Raw genomic sequence first — 19,699 nt, forward strand, 5'->3', positions numbered from 1 at the left:
CCACCGACAAGCGGGACGGAACGGTCCCCCCATCACTGCCACACGGGCTCCGAGATGACCGCCCGCAGCGGTTCGAGGATCTCGTTGGCCTTCTTCATTCCCTCCTGGGAGCCGAGGTCCGGGATCCCGCCGTCCCGCAGCACCTCCAGCGGCCCGCCGTCGCAGTGTGCGAAGCGATCGTGGAAGAGCACCAGGGCGCGCTGGGACCGGTTGCGCCGGGACTCCCAGATCAGCCCCATGGCATCGGGTGCCTGCGCCCGGATCTCGCTCGACCAGCGCCGCGCTGTCGCGTAGTTGCTCTCGTCCTCCAGGAGCGTGGAGTCCTGGCAGACGGCGGCCAGATCCCTCCCGTCGACCAGGGAGACCAGGGTCAGCTCGCACCGGGTGCGCAGACCGCTCAGCGACCGTCGCCACACCGCGCTGTACGGGATCCGCCGCGTGCCGGCGGGCAGTTCGAAGGGCCGGGAGCGCAGCACGCTCTCCGCGAGGGCGGTGAGCGGGGTGTCCGCCACGTACAGGCTGTGGTACGGATCCAGCACCGTGCCCTCGAAGCGGCCGCCGCCGAAGTGGATGTCCGCGAGCTTCGGGCTGAACTGGTCCGGCGCGTACTTGGACTGGTGCACCCGCCACAGCTCGGTGCCTGCCGGCATCACCAGCCGGTTGGGGCGCAGCTCCAGCTCGATCATGGGGAAGAAGTCGCTCATCAGTCCCCCTCCACCAGTGCGGTGGCCGCGCCGACCAGCCGATGGTCCGGCAGCCGGCCGAGCAGCGACGCGGGTGTCCCGCCCAGCCAGGTGTTGCCGCTGAGCCACCAGGCCGCGGCTCCCCAGGGGTCGATGTCGGCGAGGAGCAGCCGGTTGACCTCGAGGACGACCTCGCGCGGGGTGCCGCTGCCCTCGGTGAACTGGAACTCCGGATAGCGGTCGCCGTCCCGGGGATCCCGCAGTCTGATCAGCTCGGGGGGCGGCGCGCCGCCGCAGCGGACCCGCGCCTCGTCGGCCGAGAGGGCCGGCGCCCCGAGCAGCAGTTGGTCCTCCTCGGGCGCGGTGCCGTAGGCCGGTTCGGGTGCGGTGCCGTAGGCGGGTTCGGGTGCGGTGCCGGACGCCGGGTCGGACGCGGTGCCGTACACCGGTTCGGGCGCCGTGGGCAGGGTCATCAGCAGGGCCAACAGCTCGCGCGCCCCCACCACGGCCGTCGGCTCGGGGGGCGCCGCGACCTGCCGTAGGGAGTCCAGCGCCCTGTACACCGGATGGTCCAGCGGCAGGCGCAGCAGGGCCAGGCGAACACCCTGGCACGCCCTGCGCACCGCCCTGTCGTCATCCGCGTCCGTGGCCGCGAGGGCCTCCAGCCGGGCCAGCAGCGTGGCGTACTCCTCGTCGTCGAGCGCCTCCCGGATGGTGTCCTGGTGCTCGCCGATCAGGGCGAGCAGCTGCTCCATCAGACCGCCGGGGCCGTCGCTGGTACCGCGGTCGTTCATGCGTTCCCCCCTCCAGTAGCTGTAGCTGTCTCTCCCCGGGTTCCGGTCCTCGCCGCTCCCGGATGCCCCTGGTGGATGAAGGCGGCCCAGAGCGCGATCCGGTCGAGATCGGGGCGTTCCAGCTGCCGCAGCAGTTCGCCGCCGAGCGAGCCCGGGTTCGTGCGGTGCGGGTCGAGCATCCACAGCTGGGCGGCCCTGAGCGCGTCGACGGGGCTGAGCCCGTCGACGGTCAGGTGGTGATGGAACACCGCCATCAGCAGCGCCGACGCGCTGTCCTGGGTCGTCCACCGCGATCCGACGACATCCCGCGCGCCGCCCGCGACGAACGCCGTGGTGAGGGTCAGCGCCTCGTCGTGGTCGCGAGTGCTCAGATCGGTCTGGCAGGCACTGAGGACGACCAACGGCCCGTCCTCGGCGGCCTGTTGCCCCGGCCGGTCGAGGAGCCGGGTGACCGTCAGCAGGCCCGGGTCCGGTGCCGTCCCCGGTCCGCCGCCATCGCCATTGCCATTGCCATCGGCATCGGCATCGGCATCGGCGAGATGCAGGGCCGAGACCGTGGGACGCGTTCCCGCCGATCCGTGCGAGGCGACATGGAGCAGCGAGGTTCCGTCGGCGAGGAACCCGAGGACGTCTTCGGGTGTGCCGGGGGCCAGCTCCTCCTCGGGTACCTGGAAGAGGCCCCCGCACATCCGGGCCTGCCGGTAGAAGGCGTCGCGCAGGGCGATGACCTCGACCTCGGCGTGCGTGAGGTCCATGGTCGGGTCGGCCAGCAGGACGGGTGCGGCCGCGGGTTCGCGCGGCGCGCGCTTCAGTGTCCGCAGGAACTGGCTGCCGGACGCCGCGTAGCTGATCACGGCGGACTGGCAGAGGTAGTCGTGGGGCGCTTCGGCCGGGAGGCGCGCGGCGTGCCAGGGAACGATGCCGAGTCGCCCGCAGGGCACGAGGACCAGTCTGAGTGGCCGGTCGCCCGGGTCTCCGTCGGCCGTGAGCCGCTCGCCGACATCGGTGAGGAGGGGGGCGAGCACCTCATAGGCCCAGTCGCAGAGCGCCGAGAGGGCTTCTTCCCAGGCCTGTTCGGCGGACGGGTCGTTCCGGCCGCCGTCGCGTACGGCGGTGGCGTCGAGGTAGTGCTCCAACGGGCCGTTCTCGGCGCCGGACAGGAGCGACCGTACGCCCACCCCGGCTCCGAGTCGCGGCCCCACCGCGATCACCACGCCGGGGTTCTCGCCCTCGCCGGGGACCAGGTAGACGAGCGCGTCGGCGCCGCTCTCCTCGACCCCGTCCGCGAGTTCGCTCAGCGTGGGCGTGTTGAGCAGGCTGCCGTCCCGTCGGTAGCCGAGGGCTTCGAGGGCCTGGCGGCGCAGCGTGCTCGGCAGTTCGTCGGGTACGCCGTCGTCGTCAGCGGCGTCGGGGCGCTGGGTCGCGTCGACCGCCCGCCACGCCTCGGCGAGCGCGTGGTGGCCGCCCTCGTCCAGGAGTTCCGGCACGGCCGACGAGGTGGACGCCGCGTGCAGCACCAGGGCCCGGCCCAGTTCCAGCACGGCCACCGCCTCGTGCAGCCGGCCCTGCGAGGCCGCCCACAGCGCAGCCTGCACACCCCTGCTCGCCCCGGCACGGGCCGTCAGCAGCCCGTGTTCCGCCCCGGTCTGGAGGAGGACGTCGGCGGCGAGCGCGGTCAGCGCCTCCTTGGCGGCTTCCAGGGCGGCGATGTCCCGCACGTCGTCGTCGCCGACACCGCGCTCGCGATAGGCCATCGCGAGCTGCCACAACGCCTCGGCGGCGATCCGCGGCGCCCTCCCCTCCCGGACGCCGTCACGGACCAGCTCCAGCTCGCGGATCAGCCTGTCGAGGTCCGCGCGATCGCGGGTGAGGCTGTAGCGGAGGGCTACGGAGAGCGCGGAACGGTGCAGGTCCTCCGTGGAGGCGCCCGGAGGCGGGGGGACGGGGTCGTGGTCCTTCGCCGCCGCCGTGTCGCGGGTGAGCGCCGCGCGCAGCAGGTCGATGTCCGGGAGGTACGGCACGGGGAGCTCGTCGGCGAACGGGAGACCGCTCTCCTTGATGCCGGACATCCCCTTCTCGAGGTACGGCAGGGACCGCAGCATCAGCTCCTCGTCCCTGGTGAGGGCACCGAGCCTGCCGTAGGCCGCCCCCAGGGTCATGAGGACCACGAAACGGAACGAATGACCTTCCGGTACGGACTTCTCCAGCGCCTCGGCCTCGTCCACCACGTCACGCAGCGCCTGGACGTCCTCCGCCTCCCCGGCGTCCCTGACCCGGCTGTACAGCAGGAACGCCCGGCCCCAGACTCCGGGATCCCCCATGCCCGGCGGCAACGATCCCGCGAGCTTCTCGAAGTGGCCGACGATCCGCTCCATGTGGGCACGGCCGGCCGACTGGTCCTGGAGCGAGCCGCCGGCGCCGGAACTGATGTTGAGCAGCAGCGCCCTCATGGCCTCCATGGCGGAGGTCGGGTCCGGCCCCGGGGGCGGCAGGTCCTGCACCGAGTACAGCCTGCGGAGGAGTTCGTTGATCGCCCCGGCGGGATCGTCGCTCTTCAGCGCACCGTCGAGGCCGTCCGTGGCGGCGTTCACCGCGTCCATGGCGGCGGCGAGCCGACGGATGTCGTCGGCGGTGAGCGTGGGCTTCGGATCCGAAGGGGGGTTGGAATCCGCGGAGGGATCAGGGGCCGTGGACGGATCAGGGTCTGTAGACACATCGGGCGCCGCGGACGGATCAGGAGCCCTGGACGCGTCGGGACCCGTGGACGGATCAGGCGCCGTACACGCACCGGGAGCCGCAGACGGACCAGAGGCCGCAAACGCACCAGGCGCCGCAGACGGACCAGCAGCCGCATCAGCCACCGCGGACGCATCAGACGCCGCAGACGCACCGGGCTCCGCAGACGGACCAGAGGCCGCAGACGCACCGGGCTCCGCGGACGGACCAGAGGCCGCAGACGCATCAGGCGCCGCAGACGGACCAGCGGCCGCAGACGGCTCCGCGTCCGCGGTCCTGCCGGCTCCCGGCGCGTCCGTCTGCCCGCCCGTGGGAGTTACGGTCGTGCCGAACACCCCGTCCATCGTCCTCCGGAAGAGATCCGCATAAGGATCCCCGGCGGGCATCATGTTCGTGATCGGGTCGAAGTACCCCGGCCCGGGCAAGGTCGTGAAGAGCGTCTGCATCTGCCGCAGCTGCCCTCGGAACTCCGGCGGCAGGGGCAGCTCCACCACCTCCGCGGTCAGCTCCTCGATCTCCGCCGCGACGCTCGCCATCCCGGCGGGCCCCACCCGGGTGACCCACTCGAGGAAGGCGGAGAGGTCGGGCGCCGCCCCGAACCCGCCCCGCTGCGGCTGTATCGGCGAGATGAGCGGCAGCAGGAACAACGCCGCCCACCGCCGGTCCTCCTCGGTCGCCGTCGCCCCCAGCACCGTACCGGGGTCCCGCGCGTCCCTCAGCAGCGTCTCCGCACGCTCCCGGTCCGCGGGCTCACCGCCCCCGGCGAGGTGCCGCTGGGCCAGCGCGCCTGCCAGCCATACGCCGACCGCGCTGCGCAGGGCGGGGTCGTGGTCCAGCAGCCTTGCCAGCTGGTCGAGTTCGCCGACCGACGCGTCGTAGGCCCGCGGCGCCACCGCACCGGCCCCCATGGCCGGGATCAACCGCTTGACCCGCTCCGCCGCGTCCACCGCCCACGCGCGCAGCCCCCGTACGCCGCCGCTCTCCTCGTCGCTCACCGGCGCCCTGCCTTTCCGGGTCCTCGACAGCCCTTGGACTGACCGCCACTATGCCGAGCCGCCGCACCGCCGGCGTCAAGATCCCGCGCATCGGGTGCTCAACGCCCGAAATCCACCCGGGACGCGCCCAGTTCGACCCTCATCGCGCGCCGTATCCGCCGCAGCCTGCTCCACAGCGCGTCGATGCTCTCCTGTACGGCGGCCTGCGAGTCCCCCGCGCGCAGGGCGCCGTCGTCCAGCCGCCGGACCATGCCGTAGACCACGCCCAGGTCATGGCTGAAGTCGCCCGCGAGGTCGAGCACGCGCTCGGGCACCCGCAGCTGCGCCTCCGCGTACACGTCCCGGTACTGGTCACGGGCTTCGGTGAGCCGCTGTCGTACGACCCTCAGGTCCTCGTCGCGGCCCAGCGCGTGCACCTGGTCGGTGAGCGCGGCCAGATACTGCCGGGCTGAGGTGTTCAGCGCGACGTAGCACGACCGCAGCTCCTGGGCCTGCCTGCGCCGCTCCTGCAGTTCCTCGGCGTGCTCCTGCTCACGTCGGCGACTGCGGTCGGCCGCGCGCTGGGTCAGCAGCGCGGACAGCAGCGTCCCGACGACTCCGACGACCGCGACCACGAGCGCGGTCGCACCACCGACGTCCACGCCGCCTCCGTCCGTCGTCCCGTCACTACATCCAGGAGACACGCGATCCGGGGCACCACTGGGGCACATTCCGGTTGTTGTAAGGGAGTTGCCGGACCACCTTCATCCACCAGGGCCATCCCGGCCCGGGCCGCGACCGGGCTACTCCTCCACGACGCGCGCGACCGCCAGCGTGATGTTGTCGGGGCCGCCCGCCGCGATGGCGGCCTTCCACAGCTCGAAGGCCGCCCGGTTGTCCTCGCGCTCCCGCAGCACGTCGTCCAGCACCTCCGGCGGCACCGGATCGGTCAGACCGTCGGTGCAGATGAGCCAGCGGTCGCCGGGCGACAGGGGCGCGGCCGCCACATGGGGGCGGATCGGGCGGTAGCCGGGGCTGCCGCCCAGGCACTGGGTGACGAGGGAGGTGGTGCGCTGCCCGGGTTCGAGGGGTGGGCTGTCGTCGACGCTCAGCTGGCGCAGCCCGTCCTCGGAGGCGGCGAGGACCCGGCTGTCGCCCACGTTGAACACCATCAGCGAGCCGGGCTGTACGACGATGCCGGCGACCGTCGTCCCCATGGCCGTCAGCTCGCTTCCCTCGTCGCCGCCGGCGGCCAGGTACACGGCGCGGTTGCAGGCGCTCAGGGCGTCGCGGACGGCGTCCTCGCTGCTCAGGCCGGACCCGATCGACGCCATCCGGCGGACGACCAGCGCGCTGGCCACGTCACCCCCGGGATGCCCGCCGAGTCCGTCCGCGACGGCGACGACCACGGGCGTCCCGAGCGGGAAGAACAGGGTCTGCGGGCTCTCGGTCACGGTGGCGCACAGGGTCCACGGCCCTACGACGAGACTGTCCTCGTTCCGCTCGCGGAGCAGCCCGGGATGGCTCAACGCGGTCACAGTCATGTACGGCATAGAACGCCACCGCCTTCCCTCCAAGTCTAGTTTCGTGCCGGAAACCCGGTGGAGGCACACCGCCCGCCGTGCCTAAGGTCGCGGGATGAGTACCCGAACCTTCCGTATCACCGTCCGCGGCGCCTTCGACGGGCTCAGCGAGGCCCAGCGGGCCGAACTGCTCGCCGACGCCGCCCGGCACGACGTGCTGCACGCCGCCTACACGCCCGAGGGGCACCTCAGTTACGACATCGCCGCCCGGCCGGCCTTCGTCTTCCGCTTCTCGGACACCGGGGAGGAAGAGGAGGACATCCTGGAGGCGACCGAGCGGGCCGAGGAGGCGGCGACGGCATGGCTGACGGAGCGCGGCTACGGCTTCAAGAACCTGAGGTCCAGCGCGGAAGACCTCTCCCAGGCGCCCTTGGGGAAGCGGCAGCGGCGCGCCGCGCGTACGAGCGGCGCATAAACTTGAGTAGTCAAGGAGATGGCAATCAACAGGACGGGGGTGCGGGATGAGTGACGCCCTGGACGCGTCACTGCGCCTGGTGCGGGCCCAGACCGCGCTCGTGCGGCGCTTCGACGCCCGGCTGGGCGGGCTGCACGGGGTGAGCCTGGCCGACTTCACGATGCTGCTGCGCCTGGGGCAGGCGCCCGGCGGCCGGATGCGCCGGGTCGATCTGGCCGAGGCGCTGGGGCTGACCGCCTCCGGCGTGACCCGCGGGCTGGCTCCCCTGGAGCGGATCGGGCTGGTGACCCGCGAGTCGGACGCCCGTGACGCACGCGTGGCCTACGCGTCGCTGACCGGGACCGGCCGGCAGCGGCTGAAGGAGATGCTGGCCACGGCCGAGGAGACCGCCGCCGAGATCTTCGCCGGTCCCGGGTGGAGCGGGGAGGACATCGGACTGCTGTCCGGCCTGCTGACCCGGCTCGGTGGCACGGGGCTGACGGGCTGACCTCCGCCCGGGCGGGTCGGGGGCTCGCCGCAGCGGCGGCCCTCCGCCCCGCCCGGCCATCCGTCCCACCCGGCCGTCCGTCCTGCCCGGCCGGCGCTGGCCGCCGGGATCCAGCCATCGCATGGCCTGAACTCGCCGTGCGCCAGGTCACGTTGGGATGTGGCCGGATTGTGAGGGGCCGGTGCGTGCAGCCATGGCATGCTCATGGCTCACCACCGAGTTACCGACCGGTTCTACCCACGGGTAGCCGGGCCGTCGGTGCTGCCTTCCTCACCACCCCCCACTCCATCCCGGGACCAACCTTGCGCAGACGCATGAGGCACCGGCGTGCCCTCCTGCCCGCCTTCGCCGTGACCGCCCTCCTCCTCGCCGCCGGCTGCTCCTCGCCCGCGCCGCACGCCGCACAGCCGGCGGCAGGCCAGGGCCAGGACGTCCGGGCCACCGACGGCCCCAGCAGCGACACGGACCACTCCCTCACCGTCGCGGCGGCCCCCGCCGCCACCGCGACCGCCACAGCAAGCACGTCCGGCACAGACCGGCGGGCCCACAAGACCACGCTCACCGTCAGCTCGTACGACGGCCGGACCCGACGCGCCGTCATCGCCAAGGCACCGGCGAGGAGCGGGTCTTCGCAGCCCTCTACGACCCCCTCTCCGTCCTCCTCGGCGGCGCCGCACGAGGCCGCCGTCGGTGACGTCATCGCCAGTGCCCCGGCGCCCGGGGCCCCGCACGGCCTGCTCGCCAAGGTCACCAAGGTGATCGGCGAGACCGACCGGGGCACCGAGGTGCAGACCGAACCGGCGGCACTCAACGCGCTGCTGGGCGACGACACGGCCAAGGGCACCGTGCCGGTCGACCCGTCCGCCTTCGCCGTCGACAAGCTGCTGCCCGACGTCAAGGTCTCCTGGTCCAAGGCGGGCGACGTACACGTCGGGCCCAAGGGCGCGACCGTGCCGCTCGGCAGCCTCCGGCTCGACGTCGGCGCCAAGGTGCCGACGCCCGAGGGCGCCCCGGTCTCGGCCTCCGCCTCGGTGTCCGGGTTCGTACAGGTGGCCCCGCAGGTCGACTTCCGCTACGGCGGCACCGGGACGGACGCGGCGCCCGGCTCGGCCTATCTCGGTGTCTCCGGCGACTGGACCTCCGGGTGGGCCGTGAAAGGCCAGGCCGGCGTGGGCACCGGCACCCCGCTGCGGATCCCGTTCGCCAAGCTGCACGCCGACCCCGTGCTGCAGGTCGGCCCGGTCCCCGTCGTCGTCAACCTCGACCTGACCTGCTACGTCCAGATCAGCGGCGACGGACACGTCACCGTCGACGTCGAGCAGAGCCTCAAGGGCGCCTTCAAGGCGGGCGGCACCTTCGGGGCGGGCAAGGGGTGGACGCCGGTCAGCTCGGCGGACATGACGAGCACGCCCGTACGGGCCTCCCTGACCACCGCCGGGAGCCTGAAGACGGCCCTCGGCGCCGAGGCCTCCGTCGGCCTCTACGGCACCGTCGGCGTCACCGCCGACCTGGCGCCGTACCTGCGCGGCGAGGCCTCCGGGACGGTCACCGCCTCCTCCGACACGCCCGGCGCGAAGGCCGAGGGCACCTGGGGGGTGTACGGCGGTGTCGACCTGTCGGGCACCCTGCGGATCCAGCTGTCCGTTTTCGGAACGCCGGTGCTGCAGCGGAGCGTTCCGCTGGGCTCCCTGCACCGCGAGTGGAAGCTGGCGGGCGGCTCGCTCACGTCCTAGGCGTCAGGCTGCGCCGCCCGGAATCCAGCCCTGGCGGCGCAGGACGGCCGACACGTCCGGTGCCCGGTAGTGCTCGCCCTTGAGGACCTTGCCGTCGGCCCGGCGGGCGACCTGGCCGTCGGGGCCCAGCTTGCTCATGTTGGCGCGGTGGATCTCGGCGATCACCTCGTCGAGATCGATCCCGTGGACCAGCGCGGTGCCGTACGCCACGTACACCACGTCCGCCAGTTCGTGCGCGAGCTGGTTCAGCGGGCCCTCGACGGACACCTCGGCGACCTCCGCGGCCTCCTCGGCGAGCAGGTGCCCGCGGTGCGCGGCCAGTTCGGGGGCCACCTCCGTCGGCGTGGTGCGGGCGTCGAGGCCGAAGGCGTGGTGGAATTCGCGGACGAGACGGGCGGGCGAGGAACTCATACGGCGACTCTAACGGCCGCCACTGACAGTCCCACCGCGCTTCCCCGGGCCCCGGATCGACCCCGGCGCTGGTCAGCTCCACGCACGGCCTGGCAGGATCGCCCGCATGTCCAAGGTGTTCCCCCGTATCAGCAGGCGCCGTGCGCTCCAGGGCGCGACCGTCGGCGTCGTGGCCCTCGGGCTGCTGCTGTGGTGGCTGCTGCCGCTGGGCGAGACCCCACCGAGCGGGACGATCGTCTTCAGCACGGGCACGCCCCGCGGGGTCTACCAGGAGTACGGCGAGCGGCTGCGCACCGAGCTGGCCAAGGACATGCCCGGGCTGAAGGTGAAGCTGCTCAACAGCGCCGGCTCGCAGGAGAACGTCGAGCGGCTGGCGACCGGGAAGGCCGACTTCACGGTCGCGGCGGCCGACGCCGTGGCGACGTACGAGCTGCAGCACCGCGCCGGCGCGGACCGGCTGCGCGGTGTGGCGCGGCTCTACGACGACTACGTGCAGCTGATCGTGCCGCGCGACTCGAAGGTGGGCAGCGTCGCGGACCTGCGGCACAAGCGGGTGGCCATCGGGCTGCCCGACTCCGGCGTGCGGCTGATCGCGAACCGGGTGCTCAGGGCCGCGGGCATCGACCCGCGGAAGGACATCACTCCGGTGGCGGAGGGCATCGACACCGGGCCGGACCGGTTGCGGCACGGCCGGATCGACGCCTTCTTCTGGTCGGGCGGGCTGCCCACCAAGGGGTTGGGCGAGCTGGCCAAGAAGTACGCCTTCAAGTTCGTACCGATCGACGGCGACCTCGTCACCAGGCTGCACGCCGGCGGAGAGACCGCGCGCTACTACCGGGCCACCAACATGCCCGAGTCGGCGTACCCGTCCGTGCAGCACGGCACCGCGGTGCCGACGATCTCGGTGTCCAACCTGCTGATGACCCGCAAGGACATGGACCCCCGGCTGACCGAGTGGGTGACCCGCACGGTGATCAAGAGCCGCGACGGCATCGGCGCCCACGTCCACTCCGCCCAGCTGGTCGACCTGCGCACCGCGATCTACACGGACCCGCTGCCCCTCCAGGAGGGCGCCCGGCGCTACTACCGGTCGGTGAAGCCGTAGAGGTCGGTGCAGTCGGTGCAGCCCTAGAGGCTGTCCGGGTTCCTCGGCACCGTCACCGTCACCTGGAGTCCCCGCGGCTCGTGGTGCGCGTAGGTGATCGAGCCGCCGCCCGCCGCGAGCAGGGCGCGGGTGATGGACAGGCCCAGACCCGAGCCCCTGACGTTCTGGTGGCGGCCGCTGCGCCAGAAACGGTCGCCCACGCGCGCGAGTTCCTCGTCGGTGAGGCCGGGGCCGGTGTCGGTGACCACGACTGTCGAGGTGTCGCCGTTGGAGGAGACGGCGACCTCGACCGTGCCGCCCTCGGGGGTGAACTTCACGGCGTTGTCGATCACCGCGTCCAGCGCGCTGGACAGGGCGATCGGGTCGGCCCACGCGGTGGTGGGCGGGCAGTCGCCGACCAGCCGGACCCCCTGGGCACCGGCGGCCGGTGACCAGGCGGCCACCCGCTCCTCGGCCATGGCTCCGACGTCGGTCAGCATGAGGTCGGCCGCGGCGTGCTCGGCCAGCGCCAGATCGAGCAGGTCGTCCAGGACCTGCGCGAGGCGCTTGCCCTCGGTGCGGACCGAGGCGATCTCCTCATTGCCCTCAGGGAGTTCGAGGGCGAGCAGTTCGATGCGCAGCAGCAGCGCCGAGAGCGGGTTGCGCAGCTGGTGCGAGGCGTCCGCGACGAAGGCGCGCTGCTGCTCAAGCACGTCCTCGACGTTGTCCGCCATCTCGTTGAACGACCGGGCCAGCCGTCTGAGTTCCGGCGGCCCGCCGGCGACCGCGACCCGGGACTTCAGGCGCCCGGTGGCGATGTCGTGGGTGGTGGCGTCCAGGATCCGTACCGGCCGGAGCACCCAGCCGGTCAGCCGCAGCGCGGCACCGACGGCGAGCAGCATCGCGGCGATCTCACCGGCCCCGATGACCAGCCAGCCGCGCAGGATCCGGGAACGCATCTGCCCGGTGGGCGAGTCGGTGACGACGACCGCCACGACGTCCCCGTCCCGGATCACCGGCGAGGCGACGACCAGGCTGCTGTGCTGCCAGGGCCACACCTGCCGGGGGTCGTGGCTGCGGCGGCTCAGCAGCGCCTCGGCGAACGCCGCCCGGACCTCCCCCGTCCGGGGGACGAACCAGTCGCCCGGGGCGTTGGCCATGGCGGCCGAGCCGTTGCGGTAGAAGACCCCCGCGCGGATGCCGTAGACGCCGTAGTAGCTGTCCAGTTCGCGGCGGAGCGTCTCCTGGCGCTCGTCCGGGCTGGTACGGCGGGATCCACTGGGCCCGTCGGTGACGAACTGGGCGAGCGCCGCGAAGCGCGCGGTGTCGTCGATCCGGTCGACGACGACCCGCTGCTGCTCGCCTGCGGCCACGCTGACGGCGAGCGGGACGCCGAGGGCGAGGAGTACGGCCGCCATCAGGACGATGAGCAGCGGCAGGAGCCGTGTGCGCACCCGACCCCGCTAGGCGGCCGGGGCGACGAGCCGGTAGCCGACGCCGCGTACGGTCTCGATCAGCGCGGGCATGCGCAGCTTGGCGCGCAGGGAGGCGACGTGCACCTCCAGGGTGCGGCCCGTGCCCTCCCAGCTGGTGCGCCACACCTCGCTGATGATCTGCTCCCGCCGGAAGACGACGCCGGGCCGCTGGGCGAGCAGCGCGAGCAGATCGAACTCCTTGCGGGTCAGTTGGATTACCGAACCGTCCACGCTGACCTGCCGGGTGGGCAGTTCGATGAGCACGGCTCCCAGCCGCAGCGCGGTCTCGGCGCCCGGTACGGCGTCCTCGTGGGCGGTGCGCCGGCTGACGGCGTGGATCCGGGCGAGCAGTTCCCCGGTGTCGTACGGCTTCACCACGTAGTCGTCGGCGCCCAGGTTGAGCCCGTGGATGCGGGAGCGGACGTCGGAGCGCGCGGTGACCATGATCACCGGCGTGCTGGTGCGCTTGCGGATCTTGCCGCAGACCTCGTAGCCGTCCTGGTCGGGCAGGCCCAGGTCGAGCAGGACCACGCCGAATCCGGCGCCCTCGGGGACGAGTGCCTGGAGGGCCTCCTCGCCGCTGCGCGCGTGGGTGACCTCGAAGCCGTGCCGCGCGAGGACCGCCGACAGCGCGGCTGCGACATGGTTGTCGTCCTCGACGAGCAGCAGTCTCATCCCGGCCCCCTCCGGTTCAGCGGTCATACGGTCATGGTTCTCGTTCGGCTTATAGATCGCGCGCACGCGCGCGTGCACCATGGAAGTCACGCCGATGGAGAAGGACGGCGTCAAGAGGGTTCCGGTTGCCTGCCGCTTCCGTTACCCGCCCGATACGCGCGCGGATCTCAAGTGCTACGACACGTGTCCGATTGCTATCGGATCGTGATGCTCAGATTCCCCTCAGATGTGATGACGCTGGTCACCGGCCATCACTACTGTCCACCGAAACCGAGGAGGACGGAGCCTGAGAGCGATGACCAAAGTATCGGTGGCCAAGGAAGACGTGGCCGCGTCCGGCGATCTGGTCGTCCTGAAGAGCGTCAACAAGCACTTCGGCGCGTTGCACGTACTCCAGGACATCGACCTGACGATCGCCCGCGGTGAGGTCGTCGTGGTCATCGGGCCCTCCGGGTCCGGAAAGTCGACCCTGTGCCGCACCATCAACCGCCTGGAGACGATCGACTCGGGCACCATCGCGATCGACGGCAAGCCGGTGCCCCACGAGGGCAGGGAGCTGGCCCGGCTGCGCGCCGACGTCGGGATGGTCTTCCAGTCCTTCAACCTCTTCGCGCACAAGACCGTGCTCGAGAACGTGATGCTCGGGCAGGTCAAGGTCCGCAAGGCGGACAAGAAGCAGGCCGCGGAGAAGGCCCGCGCCCTGCTCGACCGGGTCGGTGTCGGCACCCAGGCCGACAAGTACCCGGCCCAGCTCTCCGGCGGCCAGCAGCAGCGCGTCGCCATCGCCCGGGCGCTGGCGATGGACCCGAAGGTCATGCTCTTCGACGAGCCGACCTCGGCCCTCGACCCCGAGATGATCAACGAGGTCCTCGAGGTCATGCAGCAGCTCGCCCGGGAGGGCATGACGATGATCGTCGTCACCCATGAGATGGGTTTCGCACGATCGGCTGCAAACCGGGTGGTCTTCATGGCGGACGGCCGCATCGTCGAACAGGCTGCGCCCGACCAGTTCTTCAGCAATCCGCGCAGTGACCGGGCCAAGGACTTCCTGTCGAAGATCCTGCACCACTGACGGCACCGAGCCCGCGCCCCGGACACCCCGGGGCCACCCGTCCCTCACGGACCGCGTTCCTCACCACTCAAAGGATGTTCACGATGAAGCTCCGCAAGGTCACCGCCGCCTCTGCCGTCGTACTCGCCCTCACCGTGACCGCCACCGCGTGCGGCGGCGACAAGAAGGACGAGGGCGGCTCCTCCGGCGGCGGCAAGAAGATCACCATCGGCATCAAGTACGACCAGCCCGGCATCGGCCAGAAGACCCCGCAGGGCTACGCGGGCTTCGACGTCGACGTGGCGACCTACGTGGCCGGCAAGCTCGGCTACAAGCCCGACCAGATCGAGTGGAAGGAGTCGAAGAGCGCCGACCGCGAGACCATGCTGCAGCGCGGTGACGTCGACTTCATCGCGGCCTCCTACTCGATCACCCCGGAGCGTCAGCAGAAGGTCGACTTCGCCGGCCCGTACCTGCTGGCCCACCAGGACGTGCTGATCCGCGCGGACGACAACACCATCAAGTCGCCGGCGGACCTGAACAAGAAGAAGCTCTGTTCGGTGACCGGCTCGACGTCGGCGCAGAACGTCAAGGACAAGCTGGCCCCCAAGGCGCAGCTGCAGCAGTACCCGACGTACTCGGCGTGCCTGACCGGTCTGCAGAGCAAGGCGATCGACGCGCTGACCACGGACGACTCGATCCTCGCCGGTTACGCCGCCCAGTCCCAGTTCAAGGGCAAGTTCAAGCTCGGCGGCTTCAAGATGACCAACGAGAACTACGGCATCGGCGTCAAGAAGGGCAGCGACCTCAAGGCCAAGATCAACAAGGCCCTGGAGGACATGGTGTCCGACGGTTCCTGGCAGAAGGCCGTGGACAAGAACTTCGGCCCGGCCGGCTACAAGAACGAGCCCGCTCCGAAGATCGGCGACATCAAGAGCTGAGGAAACGCCCGGCGGGTGCGCCGTCCATGAGGGCGGCGCACCCGGGCATCCCTACACGCGGAAGCGCGGGAGATCGTGTTCGACTTTCTTGACAAGTACGACGTGCTGGGAGCCTTCTGGACGACGGTGCAGCTCACCCTGCTGTCCGCCGTCGGCTCTCTGATCTGGGGCACTCTGCTGGCCTCCATGCGGGTGGGCCCGGTGCCGCTGATGCGCGGTTTCGGTACCACGTACGTGAACATCGTGCGGAACATCCCGCTCACGGTGATCATCCTGTTCGCCTCGCTCGGGCTGAACCAGACGCTGGGCGTCAACCTGGGCTCGGACAAGGTCGACACGACCAACTTCCGGCTGGCCGTGCTCGGTCTGATCCTCTACACGTCGGCCTTCGTCTGCGAGGCGATCCGCGCGGGCATCAACACGGTTCCGGTCGGCCAGGCGGAGGCGGCCCGGGCCATCGGCCTGAGCTTCACGCAGGTCCTCGGCCTGGTCGTGCTGCCGCAGGCGTTCCGCGCGGCCGTCGTGCCGCTGGCCAACGTGCTGATCGCGTTGACGAAGAACACGACCGTGGCGGCCGCGATCGGCGTGGCGGAAGCGGCGCTCCTGATGAAGGAGATGGTGGAGAACGAGGCGCAGCTGCTGGCGATCTCCGCGGTCATCGCCTTCGGGTTCTGTTGTCTGACCCTGCCGACCGGTCTGATCCTCGGCTGGGTGGGCAAGAAGGTGGCGGTGAAGCGATGAGTTCGGTCCTGTACGACGCCCAGGGCCCCCGCGCCAAGCGGCGCAACGTCCTGTACACGGCGGTCTTCCTGGTCGCCTTCGCGGCCGTCCTGTGGTGGGTGTACAAGGCCCTGGACGACAAGGGCCAGCTGGAGTGGGTGCTGTGGAAGCCGTTCTTCAGCGGTACCGAGGCCTACTCGACATACATCTGGCCCGGTCTGCAGAACACCCTGAAGGCCGCGGCGCTCGCGATGGTCATCGCGCTGCCGCTGGGTGCCACGCTCGGCATCGCCCGCCTCTCGGACCACCTGTGGATCCGCGTCCCGGTCGGGATGGTCGTCGAGTTCTTCCGGGCGATCCCGGTGCTGGTCCTGATGATCTTCGGGCTCGCCCTGTTCGCCCAGTACACCGACGTCAGTTCGGACGACCGTCCGTTCTACGCAGTCGTGACCGGTCTGGTGCTGTACAACGCGTCGGTGCTGGCGGAGATCGTCCGCGCGGGCATCCTCGCCCTGCCGAAGGGCCAGTCCGAGGCGGCCATGGCGATCGGCCTGCGCAAGAACCAGGTGATGCGGCTCATCCTGCTGCCCCAGTCGGTGACCGCGATGCTCCCGGCGATCGTCAGCCAGCTCGTCGTGATCGTGAAGGACACCGCGCTCGGCGGCGCGGTCCTCACCTACCCCGAACTCCTTGCTTCGGCCAACACGATGAGCGGCTACTACGGCGCCAACATCATCGCCTCCCTCACCATCGTGGCCGTGATCTACGTGATCATCAACTTCTCGCTGACCTCGTTCGCGAGCTGGCTGGAGGGACGGCTGCGGCGGCGCAAGAAGTCGACCGGCGCGGTGCTCGGGCCCGAGGACATGGTGAACATCGCGGGTACGGCGGCGACGGGAGCCGGCGGTGCCGGCGGTGCATCATGAGCTGACGATCATTCAAGTGGTGTGATCCATCCGGAGGCAGTGGCATGATCGCCACTGCCTCTGGTCACTTGACGCAAACTCTGCCAATGGGTTGCATACGTTCTGTGATCGTGCACCCCGCTTCACCTTCCTGTTCCTCCATGTCCGTCAGGGCACCGCTGCGGGCAGGGGGCGCCGCGCCGTGGACCCGGTGATCATCGTCGGAGCGGGGCCCGTCGGGCTCACGCTCGCCCTGGCGCTGGCCCGCCAGGAAGTGCCCTCCGTCGTCTTGGACGAGGGCCCCGGCAAGGACGAACCACGCCCGGCGCGCACCGTCGTGCTGCGCGAGGACACGGCCGCCCTGCTGGAGCGGCTGACCGGAGTCGCGCTCGGTGATCGCGGCGCGAGATGGACCGGATGGCGCTCGGTCAGGCGCAAGCAGGTGATGACCGAGATCACTTTCGACGAGGGCGATCCCGCCGCCCCGCTGCACCTCGCCCAGGACGTCCTCACGAGCGCCCTGCGCGCGGCCGTCGCGCACGAGCCGCTGGTCGAGGTCGCCGTGGACAGCCGGCTCGACTCGATCGAGCAGGAGCGTTCCGGCGTCTCCGCCCACACCCGCGGCCCCAAGGGCACCTGGTGGCGGGGCAGTTACCTGGTCGGCTGCGACGGGCCCCGCTCGACCGTGCGCAAGCTGCAGGACATCCGCTTCCCGGGCCGTACGGCGGTGGAGCGGCACGCGGTGGCCGCCTTGCGCGTGGAACTTCCGTGGGAGGGCCAGGCGTTCCTTCATCGGATGCCGCCGTGGCGGTCGTCCGGGCCCTCGGCCGGGGAGGTGACCGCCCGCCCCCTCCCGGACGGCGTATGGCGTCTGGACTGGCTGCTGCCGCCGGGCAAGGACCTGGTCACGCCCGAGATCCTGGTGGCCCGGATCCGCGAGACCCTCGCAGGCTGGACGGAGGGCACCACACCGGCGTACGACCTTCTCGACACCGGTGTCCACACGGTGCACCACCGGCTGGCCCGGCGCTGGCGCGCCGGCCGGGTCTTCCTCGCCGGGGACGCGGCCCACCTGCTCGGCGCGCTCGGCACCCAGGGGCTCGACGAGGGCCTCAGGGACGCCGACAACCTGGCCTGGAAGCTGGCCCCGGCCTGGCACCACGGGCACCACGAGGCGCTGCTCGACAGCTACCAGGCCGAGCGGCGCGCGGTGGTCGCCGCCCGGTTGCGCGCCGCCGACCAGTTGCTGCCGGTGCTCCGCGGCGGGGGCGGGCTGCGTCACTACGTCCCGGGCGCGGCCCGGGGTCACGACGCGCTGCTCACGGACGGTCACCTGGGGCGCGGTCCGGTGGGTGCGCCGGGGGCGTACGCCGACTCGCCGCTCGCACCCCGGCACCTGGAGGCGGAGATCCCGGTCGACACGCCGTTCGGCTCAGCGGTGACCGATGTGCGGGTCACCGCGGAGGACGGTTCCTTCGTACGGCTGCGCGACCGGCTGGGCCGTGGCGCGCTGCTCGTCGTGCTGATCGCACCGGGCACGGGCGTGTGGGACCGCAAGCACTGGGTGTCCGCCGGGGTCATGCCCCGGCTCGCCGCCGCGGTGACGGCGCTTCCGCACCCGGCCGAGCTGCTGGTCGCCGAGGACTACCCGGGTGCGCCGGCGCACAGCGTGCTGCTCGTGCGCCCCGACGGCCACCTGGTCACCGCGCTGAGCGGAGTGCGTCCGGCCGACCTGTACGCGGCGGCGGAGGCGACGCTGGGCGGCGCCGTGCAGACGAAGGAGGAAAAGGAGAAGGAGGGGGCGGAGGCCGGCTCCGGCGCGCGCTGACCGTGCGCCCGGTCACCCTCTGTCCACATGGTGACGGTGAGTTGACCGGAGTGCGGCAGCGTGCTGTACTCCGGATCGTGACCGACACCTGTGTGCGCCTGTGGCGGAGGGTCCATATGGACCTCGTCCGCTATGCGGGCTGCGTGTGTCGTCCGTCCTGCTGAATTCGCTCCCCCTCTTCTTTCTCCGGGCGCCGTTGTGCGCCCATTCGGCGAACCCTCTTCAGGACGGTGCACGTGTCTGTATCCCCCTCCGTCTCCCCCGCCGCCACCGCCGGTGCCACCGGCTCGGCGCCGACCCAGGCGGACCTCCTCGACTTCGCGCGGCGCACGGCCGCCGACACCGAGCTGATCGCCTCGCTGCCGCTCGACCCGGAGGGCCGCACCTGGGCGCGGCTCGAGGGCCCCGGCGGCAGCGAGGCCTGGCTGATCGGCTGGCCACCCGGCACCGGCACCGGCTGGCACGACCACGCCGACTCGGTCGGCGCCTTCCTCACCGCGGCGGGTGAGCTCAAGGAGTACTCACTGGCCGCCCGGCTGCCCACCGACGGCTGGAAGACCCTGGAACTCACCGAGGGCGTCGACCGCGAGCGCCGGCTGCCCGCCGGACAGGGCCGCTCCTTCGGCCGCCACCACGTGCACGAGGTGCTGAACGAGTCCCCGGACCGGCATGCCATCTCCGTCCACGCCTACTACCCGCCGCTGCCGCGGATCCGCCGTTACAGTCGCACGGGTCAGGTGCTGCGCCTGGAGCAGGTCGAGCGCCCGGAGGACTGGCAGTGAGCGGCGGCACGGAGACACAGCCCGTGGGCATCGACGACCTGCTGGAGCGGGTCCGCGCGGGCTACCGGCGCATCGAGGCACGGCAGGCGCACGAGGCGGCGCGGACCGGTGAGGCCCTGCTGGTCGACATCCGGTACGCGGCCCTGCGCGAGCGGGACGGCGTGATCCCCGGCGCGCTGGTCATCGAGCGCAATGAACTGGAGTGGCGCCTCGACCCCCGGGGCAGCCACCGGGTCCCCGAGGCCACCGGCCACGACCTGCGCATCGTCGTCATCTGCAACGAGGGTTACGCCTCCAGCCTGGCGGCCGCCTCCCTCCACCAGCTGGGCCTGCACCGGGCGACGGACCTGGTCGGCGGCTTCCAGGCATGGCGGGCGCAGGGGCTGCCGGTGGAGCCGGTGAACGGCTGACGGAGGCTCAGC

20 protein-coding genes are annotated in these 19,699 nt (G+C 71.7%); 12 read left to right on the top strand and 8 right to left on the bottom strand.

The genetic code is table 11. The features are described 5' to 3' along the window. Window positions 1–32 precede the first annotated feature (32 nt). From CRP49_RS03030 to CRP49_RS03050, 5 genes are all read right to left on the bottom strand, one after another. Window positions 33–704, bottom strand: coding sequence for an RES family NAD+ phosphorylase (locus CRP49_RS03030; protein ID WP_097252040.1), 672 nt, complete (start codon window positions 702–704; stop codon window positions 33–35). Next, window positions 704–1,477 carry a hypothetical protein gene (locus CRP49_RS03035; RefSeq protein WP_097252041.1) on the bottom strand — a complete coding sequence of 258 codons (774 nt, stop codon included), beginning with the start codon at window positions 1,475–1,477 and terminating at the stop codon, window positions 704–706. Before CRP49_RS03035 ends, CRP49_RS03030 begins: the two co-directional genes overlap by 1 nt. Continuing rightward, on the bottom strand, window positions 1,474–5,208 hold the full coding sequence (locus tag CRP49_RS03040; RefSeq protein WP_257033300.1) for a CHAT domain-containing protein: 3,735 nt from the start codon (window positions 5,206–5,208) through the stop codon (window positions 1,474–1,476). The genes CRP49_RS03035 and CRP49_RS03040 overlap by 4 nt, the downstream gene beginning before the upstream one ends. Window positions 5,209–5,306: 98 nt before the next feature. Next, complete coding sequence (locus CRP49_RS03045) at window positions 5,307–5,849, bottom strand: hypothetical protein (RefSeq protein WP_094216476.1); 543 nt, start codon at window positions 5,847–5,849, stop codon at window positions 5,307–5,309. 141 nt (window positions 5,850–5,990) lie between these two features. Then, window positions 5,991–6,740, bottom strand: a complete 750-nt coding sequence (locus tag CRP49_RS03050) for a PP2C family serine/threonine-protein phosphatase (protein WP_097252042.1) — start codon at window positions 6,738–6,740, stop codon at window positions 5,991–5,993. Between the two features lie 85 nt (window positions 6,741–6,825). Here CRP49_RS03050 and CRP49_RS03055 point away from each other — a divergent pair, with 85 nt between their 5' ends. The 3 genes from CRP49_RS03055 (at window position 6,826) to CRP49_RS03065 (ending at window position 9,405) form a co-directional block, all read left to right on the top strand. Continuing rightward, on the top strand, window positions 6,826–7,185 hold the full coding sequence (locus CRP49_RS03055; protein WP_094216478.1) for a DUF6204 family protein: 360 nt from the start codon (window positions 6,826–6,828) through the stop codon (window positions 7,183–7,185). Between the two features lie 46 nt (window positions 7,186–7,231). Further along, window positions 7,232–7,672, top strand: coding sequence for a MarR family winged helix-turn-helix transcriptional regulator (locus CRP49_RS03060; protein ID WP_097252043.1), 441 nt, complete (start codon window positions 7,232–7,234; stop codon window positions 7,670–7,672). Between the two features lie 314 nt (window positions 7,673–7,986). Next, on the top strand, window positions 7,987–9,405 hold the full coding sequence (locus CRP49_RS03065) for a hypothetical protein (protein ID WP_179851484.1): 1,419 nt from the start codon (window positions 7,987–7,989) through the stop codon (window positions 9,403–9,405). 3 nt (window positions 9,406–9,408) lie between these two features. On the opposite strand, the gene CRP49_RS03070 is transcribed toward CRP49_RS03065, so the two are convergent. After that, window positions 9,409–9,816 (bottom strand): MazG nucleotide pyrophosphohydrolase domain-containing protein, encoded by a 408-nt coding sequence (locus CRP49_RS03070; protein WP_097252044.1) that lies wholly within the window; start codon window positions 9,814–9,816, stop codon window positions 9,409–9,411. Window positions 9,817–9,922: 106 nt separating this feature from the next. Between CRP49_RS03070 and CRP49_RS03075 the strand changes: the two genes are divergently transcribed. Beyond that, on the top strand, window positions 9,923–10,921 hold the full coding sequence (locus CRP49_RS03075; RefSeq protein WP_097252045.1) for a TAXI family TRAP transporter solute-binding subunit: 999 nt from the start codon (window positions 9,923–9,925) through the stop codon (window positions 10,919–10,921). 23 nt (window positions 10,922–10,944) lie between these two features. On the opposite strand, the gene CRP49_RS03080 is transcribed toward CRP49_RS03075, so the two are convergent. Together CRP49_RS03080 and CRP49_RS03085 are read right to left on the bottom strand one after the other, a co-directional pair. Next, window positions 10,945–12,354: a HAMP domain-containing sensor histidine kinase gene (locus CRP49_RS03080; RefSeq protein WP_097252046.1), complete on the bottom strand. Its 1,410-nt coding sequence runs from the start codon at window positions 12,352–12,354 to the stop codon at window positions 10,945–10,947. Between the two features lie 9 nt (window positions 12,355–12,363). Then, window positions 12,364–13,050 carry a response regulator transcription factor gene (locus tag CRP49_RS03085; RefSeq protein ID WP_097257168.1) on the bottom strand — a complete coding sequence of 229 codons (687 nt, stop codon included), beginning with the start codon at window positions 13,048–13,050 and terminating at the stop codon, window positions 12,364–12,366. A gap of 295 nt (window positions 13,051–13,345) precedes the next feature. On the opposite strand from CRP49_RS03085, the gene CRP49_RS03090 reads away from it, so the two are divergent. The 8 genes from CRP49_RS03090 (at window position 13,346) to CRP49_RS03120 (ending at window position 19,687) form a co-directional block, all read left to right on the top strand. Beyond that, window positions 13,346–14,122, top strand: coding sequence for an amino acid ABC transporter ATP-binding protein (locus CRP49_RS03090; protein ID WP_097252047.1), 777 nt, complete (start codon window positions 13,346–13,348; stop codon window positions 14,120–14,122). Between the two features lie 83 nt (window positions 14,123–14,205). Beyond that, the gene (locus CRP49_RS03095) at window positions 14,206–15,042 is read left to right on the top strand and encodes a glutamate ABC transporter substrate-binding protein (protein ID WP_097252048.1); all 837 of its coding nucleotides are present in this window, start codon (window positions 14,206–14,208) and stop codon (window positions 15,040–15,042) included. A 75-nt stretch (window positions 15,043–15,117) separates the two neighbouring features. Further along, entirely contained in the window at window positions 15,118–15,783 is a 666-nt protein-coding gene (locus CRP49_RS03100) for an amino acid ABC transporter permease (RefSeq protein WP_097252049.1), read from the top strand. Beyond that, window positions 15,780–16,688, top strand: coding sequence for an amino acid ABC transporter permease (locus tag CRP49_RS03105; protein WP_097252050.1), 909 nt, complete (start codon window positions 15,780–15,782; stop codon window positions 16,686–16,688). Before CRP49_RS03100 ends, CRP49_RS03105 begins: the two co-directional genes overlap by 4 nt. A 181-nt stretch (window positions 16,689–16,869) precedes the next feature. Continuing rightward, window positions 16,870–18,495, top strand: coding sequence for an FAD-dependent monooxygenase (locus CRP49_RS03110; RefSeq protein WP_097252051.1), 1,626 nt, complete (start codon window positions 16,870–16,872; stop codon window positions 18,493–18,495). A 92-nt stretch (window positions 18,496–18,587) separates the two neighbouring features. Further along, window positions 18,588–18,659, top strand: coding sequence for a putative leader peptide (locus CRP49_RS49040; RefSeq protein ID WP_309544753.1), 72 nt, complete (start codon window positions 18,588–18,590; stop codon window positions 18,657–18,659). Window positions 18,660–18,731: 72 nt separating this feature from the next. Next, window positions 18,732–19,277, top strand: a complete 546-nt coding sequence (locus CRP49_RS03115) for a cysteine dioxygenase (protein WP_097252052.1) — start codon at window positions 18,732–18,734, stop codon at window positions 19,275–19,277. Then, window positions 19,268–19,687 (top strand): rhodanese-like domain-containing protein, encoded by a 420-nt coding sequence (locus tag CRP49_RS03120; RefSeq protein WP_097252053.1) that lies wholly within the window; start codon window positions 19,268–19,270, stop codon window positions 19,685–19,687. Before CRP49_RS03115 ends, CRP49_RS03120 begins: the two co-directional genes overlap by 10 nt. The last annotated feature ends 12 nt before the right edge of the window (window positions 19,688–19,699 follow it).

It is taken from the genome of Streptomyces sp. Ag109_G2-15, assembly GCF_900215565.1.
In the GTDB taxonomy this organism is placed as follows: domain Bacteria; phylum Actinomycetota; class Actinomycetes; order Streptomycetales; family Streptomycetaceae; genus Streptomyces; species Streptomyces diastatochromogenes.

What these genes read in the sequence shown, in the direction of transcription:
- CRP49_RS03105 (WP_097252050.1), top strand. Translation starts at nt 15,780, where the DNA reads ATGAGTTCGGTCCTGTACGACGCCCAGGGCCCCCGCGCCAAGCGGCGC.
- CRP49_RS03065 (WP_179851484.1), top strand. Translation starts at nt 7,987, where the DNA reads ATGAGGCACCGGCGTGCCCTCCTGCCCGCCTTCGCCGTGACCGCCCTC.
- CRP49_RS03055 (WP_094216478.1), top strand. Translation starts at nt 6,826, where the DNA reads ATGAGTACCCGAACCTTCCGTATCACCGTCCGCGGCGCCTTCGACGGG.
- CRP49_RS03070 (WP_097252044.1), bottom strand. Translation starts at nt 9,816, where the DNA reads ATGAGTTCCTCGCCCGCCCGTCTCGTCCGCGAATTCCACCACGCCTTC.
- CRP49_RS03095 (WP_097252048.1), top strand. Translation starts at nt 14,206, where the DNA reads ATGAAGCTCCGCAAGGTCACCGCCGCCTCTGCCGTCGTACTCGCCCTC.
- CRP49_RS03035 (WP_097252041.1), bottom strand. Translation starts at nt 1,477, where the DNA reads ATGAACGACCGCGGTACCAGCGACGGCCCCGGCGGTCTGATGGAGCAG.
- CRP49_RS03090 (WP_097252047.1), top strand. Translation starts at nt 13,346, where the DNA reads ATGACCAAAGTATCGGTGGCCAAGGAAGACGTGGCCGCGTCCGGCGAT.
- CRP49_RS03085 (WP_097257168.1), bottom strand. Translation starts at nt 13,050, where the DNA reads ATGAGACTGCTGCTCGTCGAGGACGACAACCATGTCGCAGCCGCGCTG.
- CRP49_RS03075 (WP_097252045.1), top strand. Translation starts at nt 9,923, where the DNA reads ATGTCCAAGGTGTTCCCCCGTATCAGCAGGCGCCGTGCGCTCCAGGGC.
- CRP49_RS03050 (WP_097252042.1), bottom strand. Translation starts at nt 6,740, where the DNA reads ATGCCGTACATGACTGTGACCGCGTTGAGCCATCCCGGGCTGCTCCGC.
- CRP49_RS03060 (WP_097252043.1), top strand. Translation starts at nt 7,232, where the DNA reads ATGAGTGACGCCCTGGACGCGTCACTGCGCCTGGTGCGGGCCCAGACC.
- CRP49_RS03030 (WP_097252040.1), bottom strand. Translation starts at nt 704, where the DNA reads ATGAGCGACTTCTTCCCCATGATCGAGCTGGAGCTGCGCCCCAACCGG.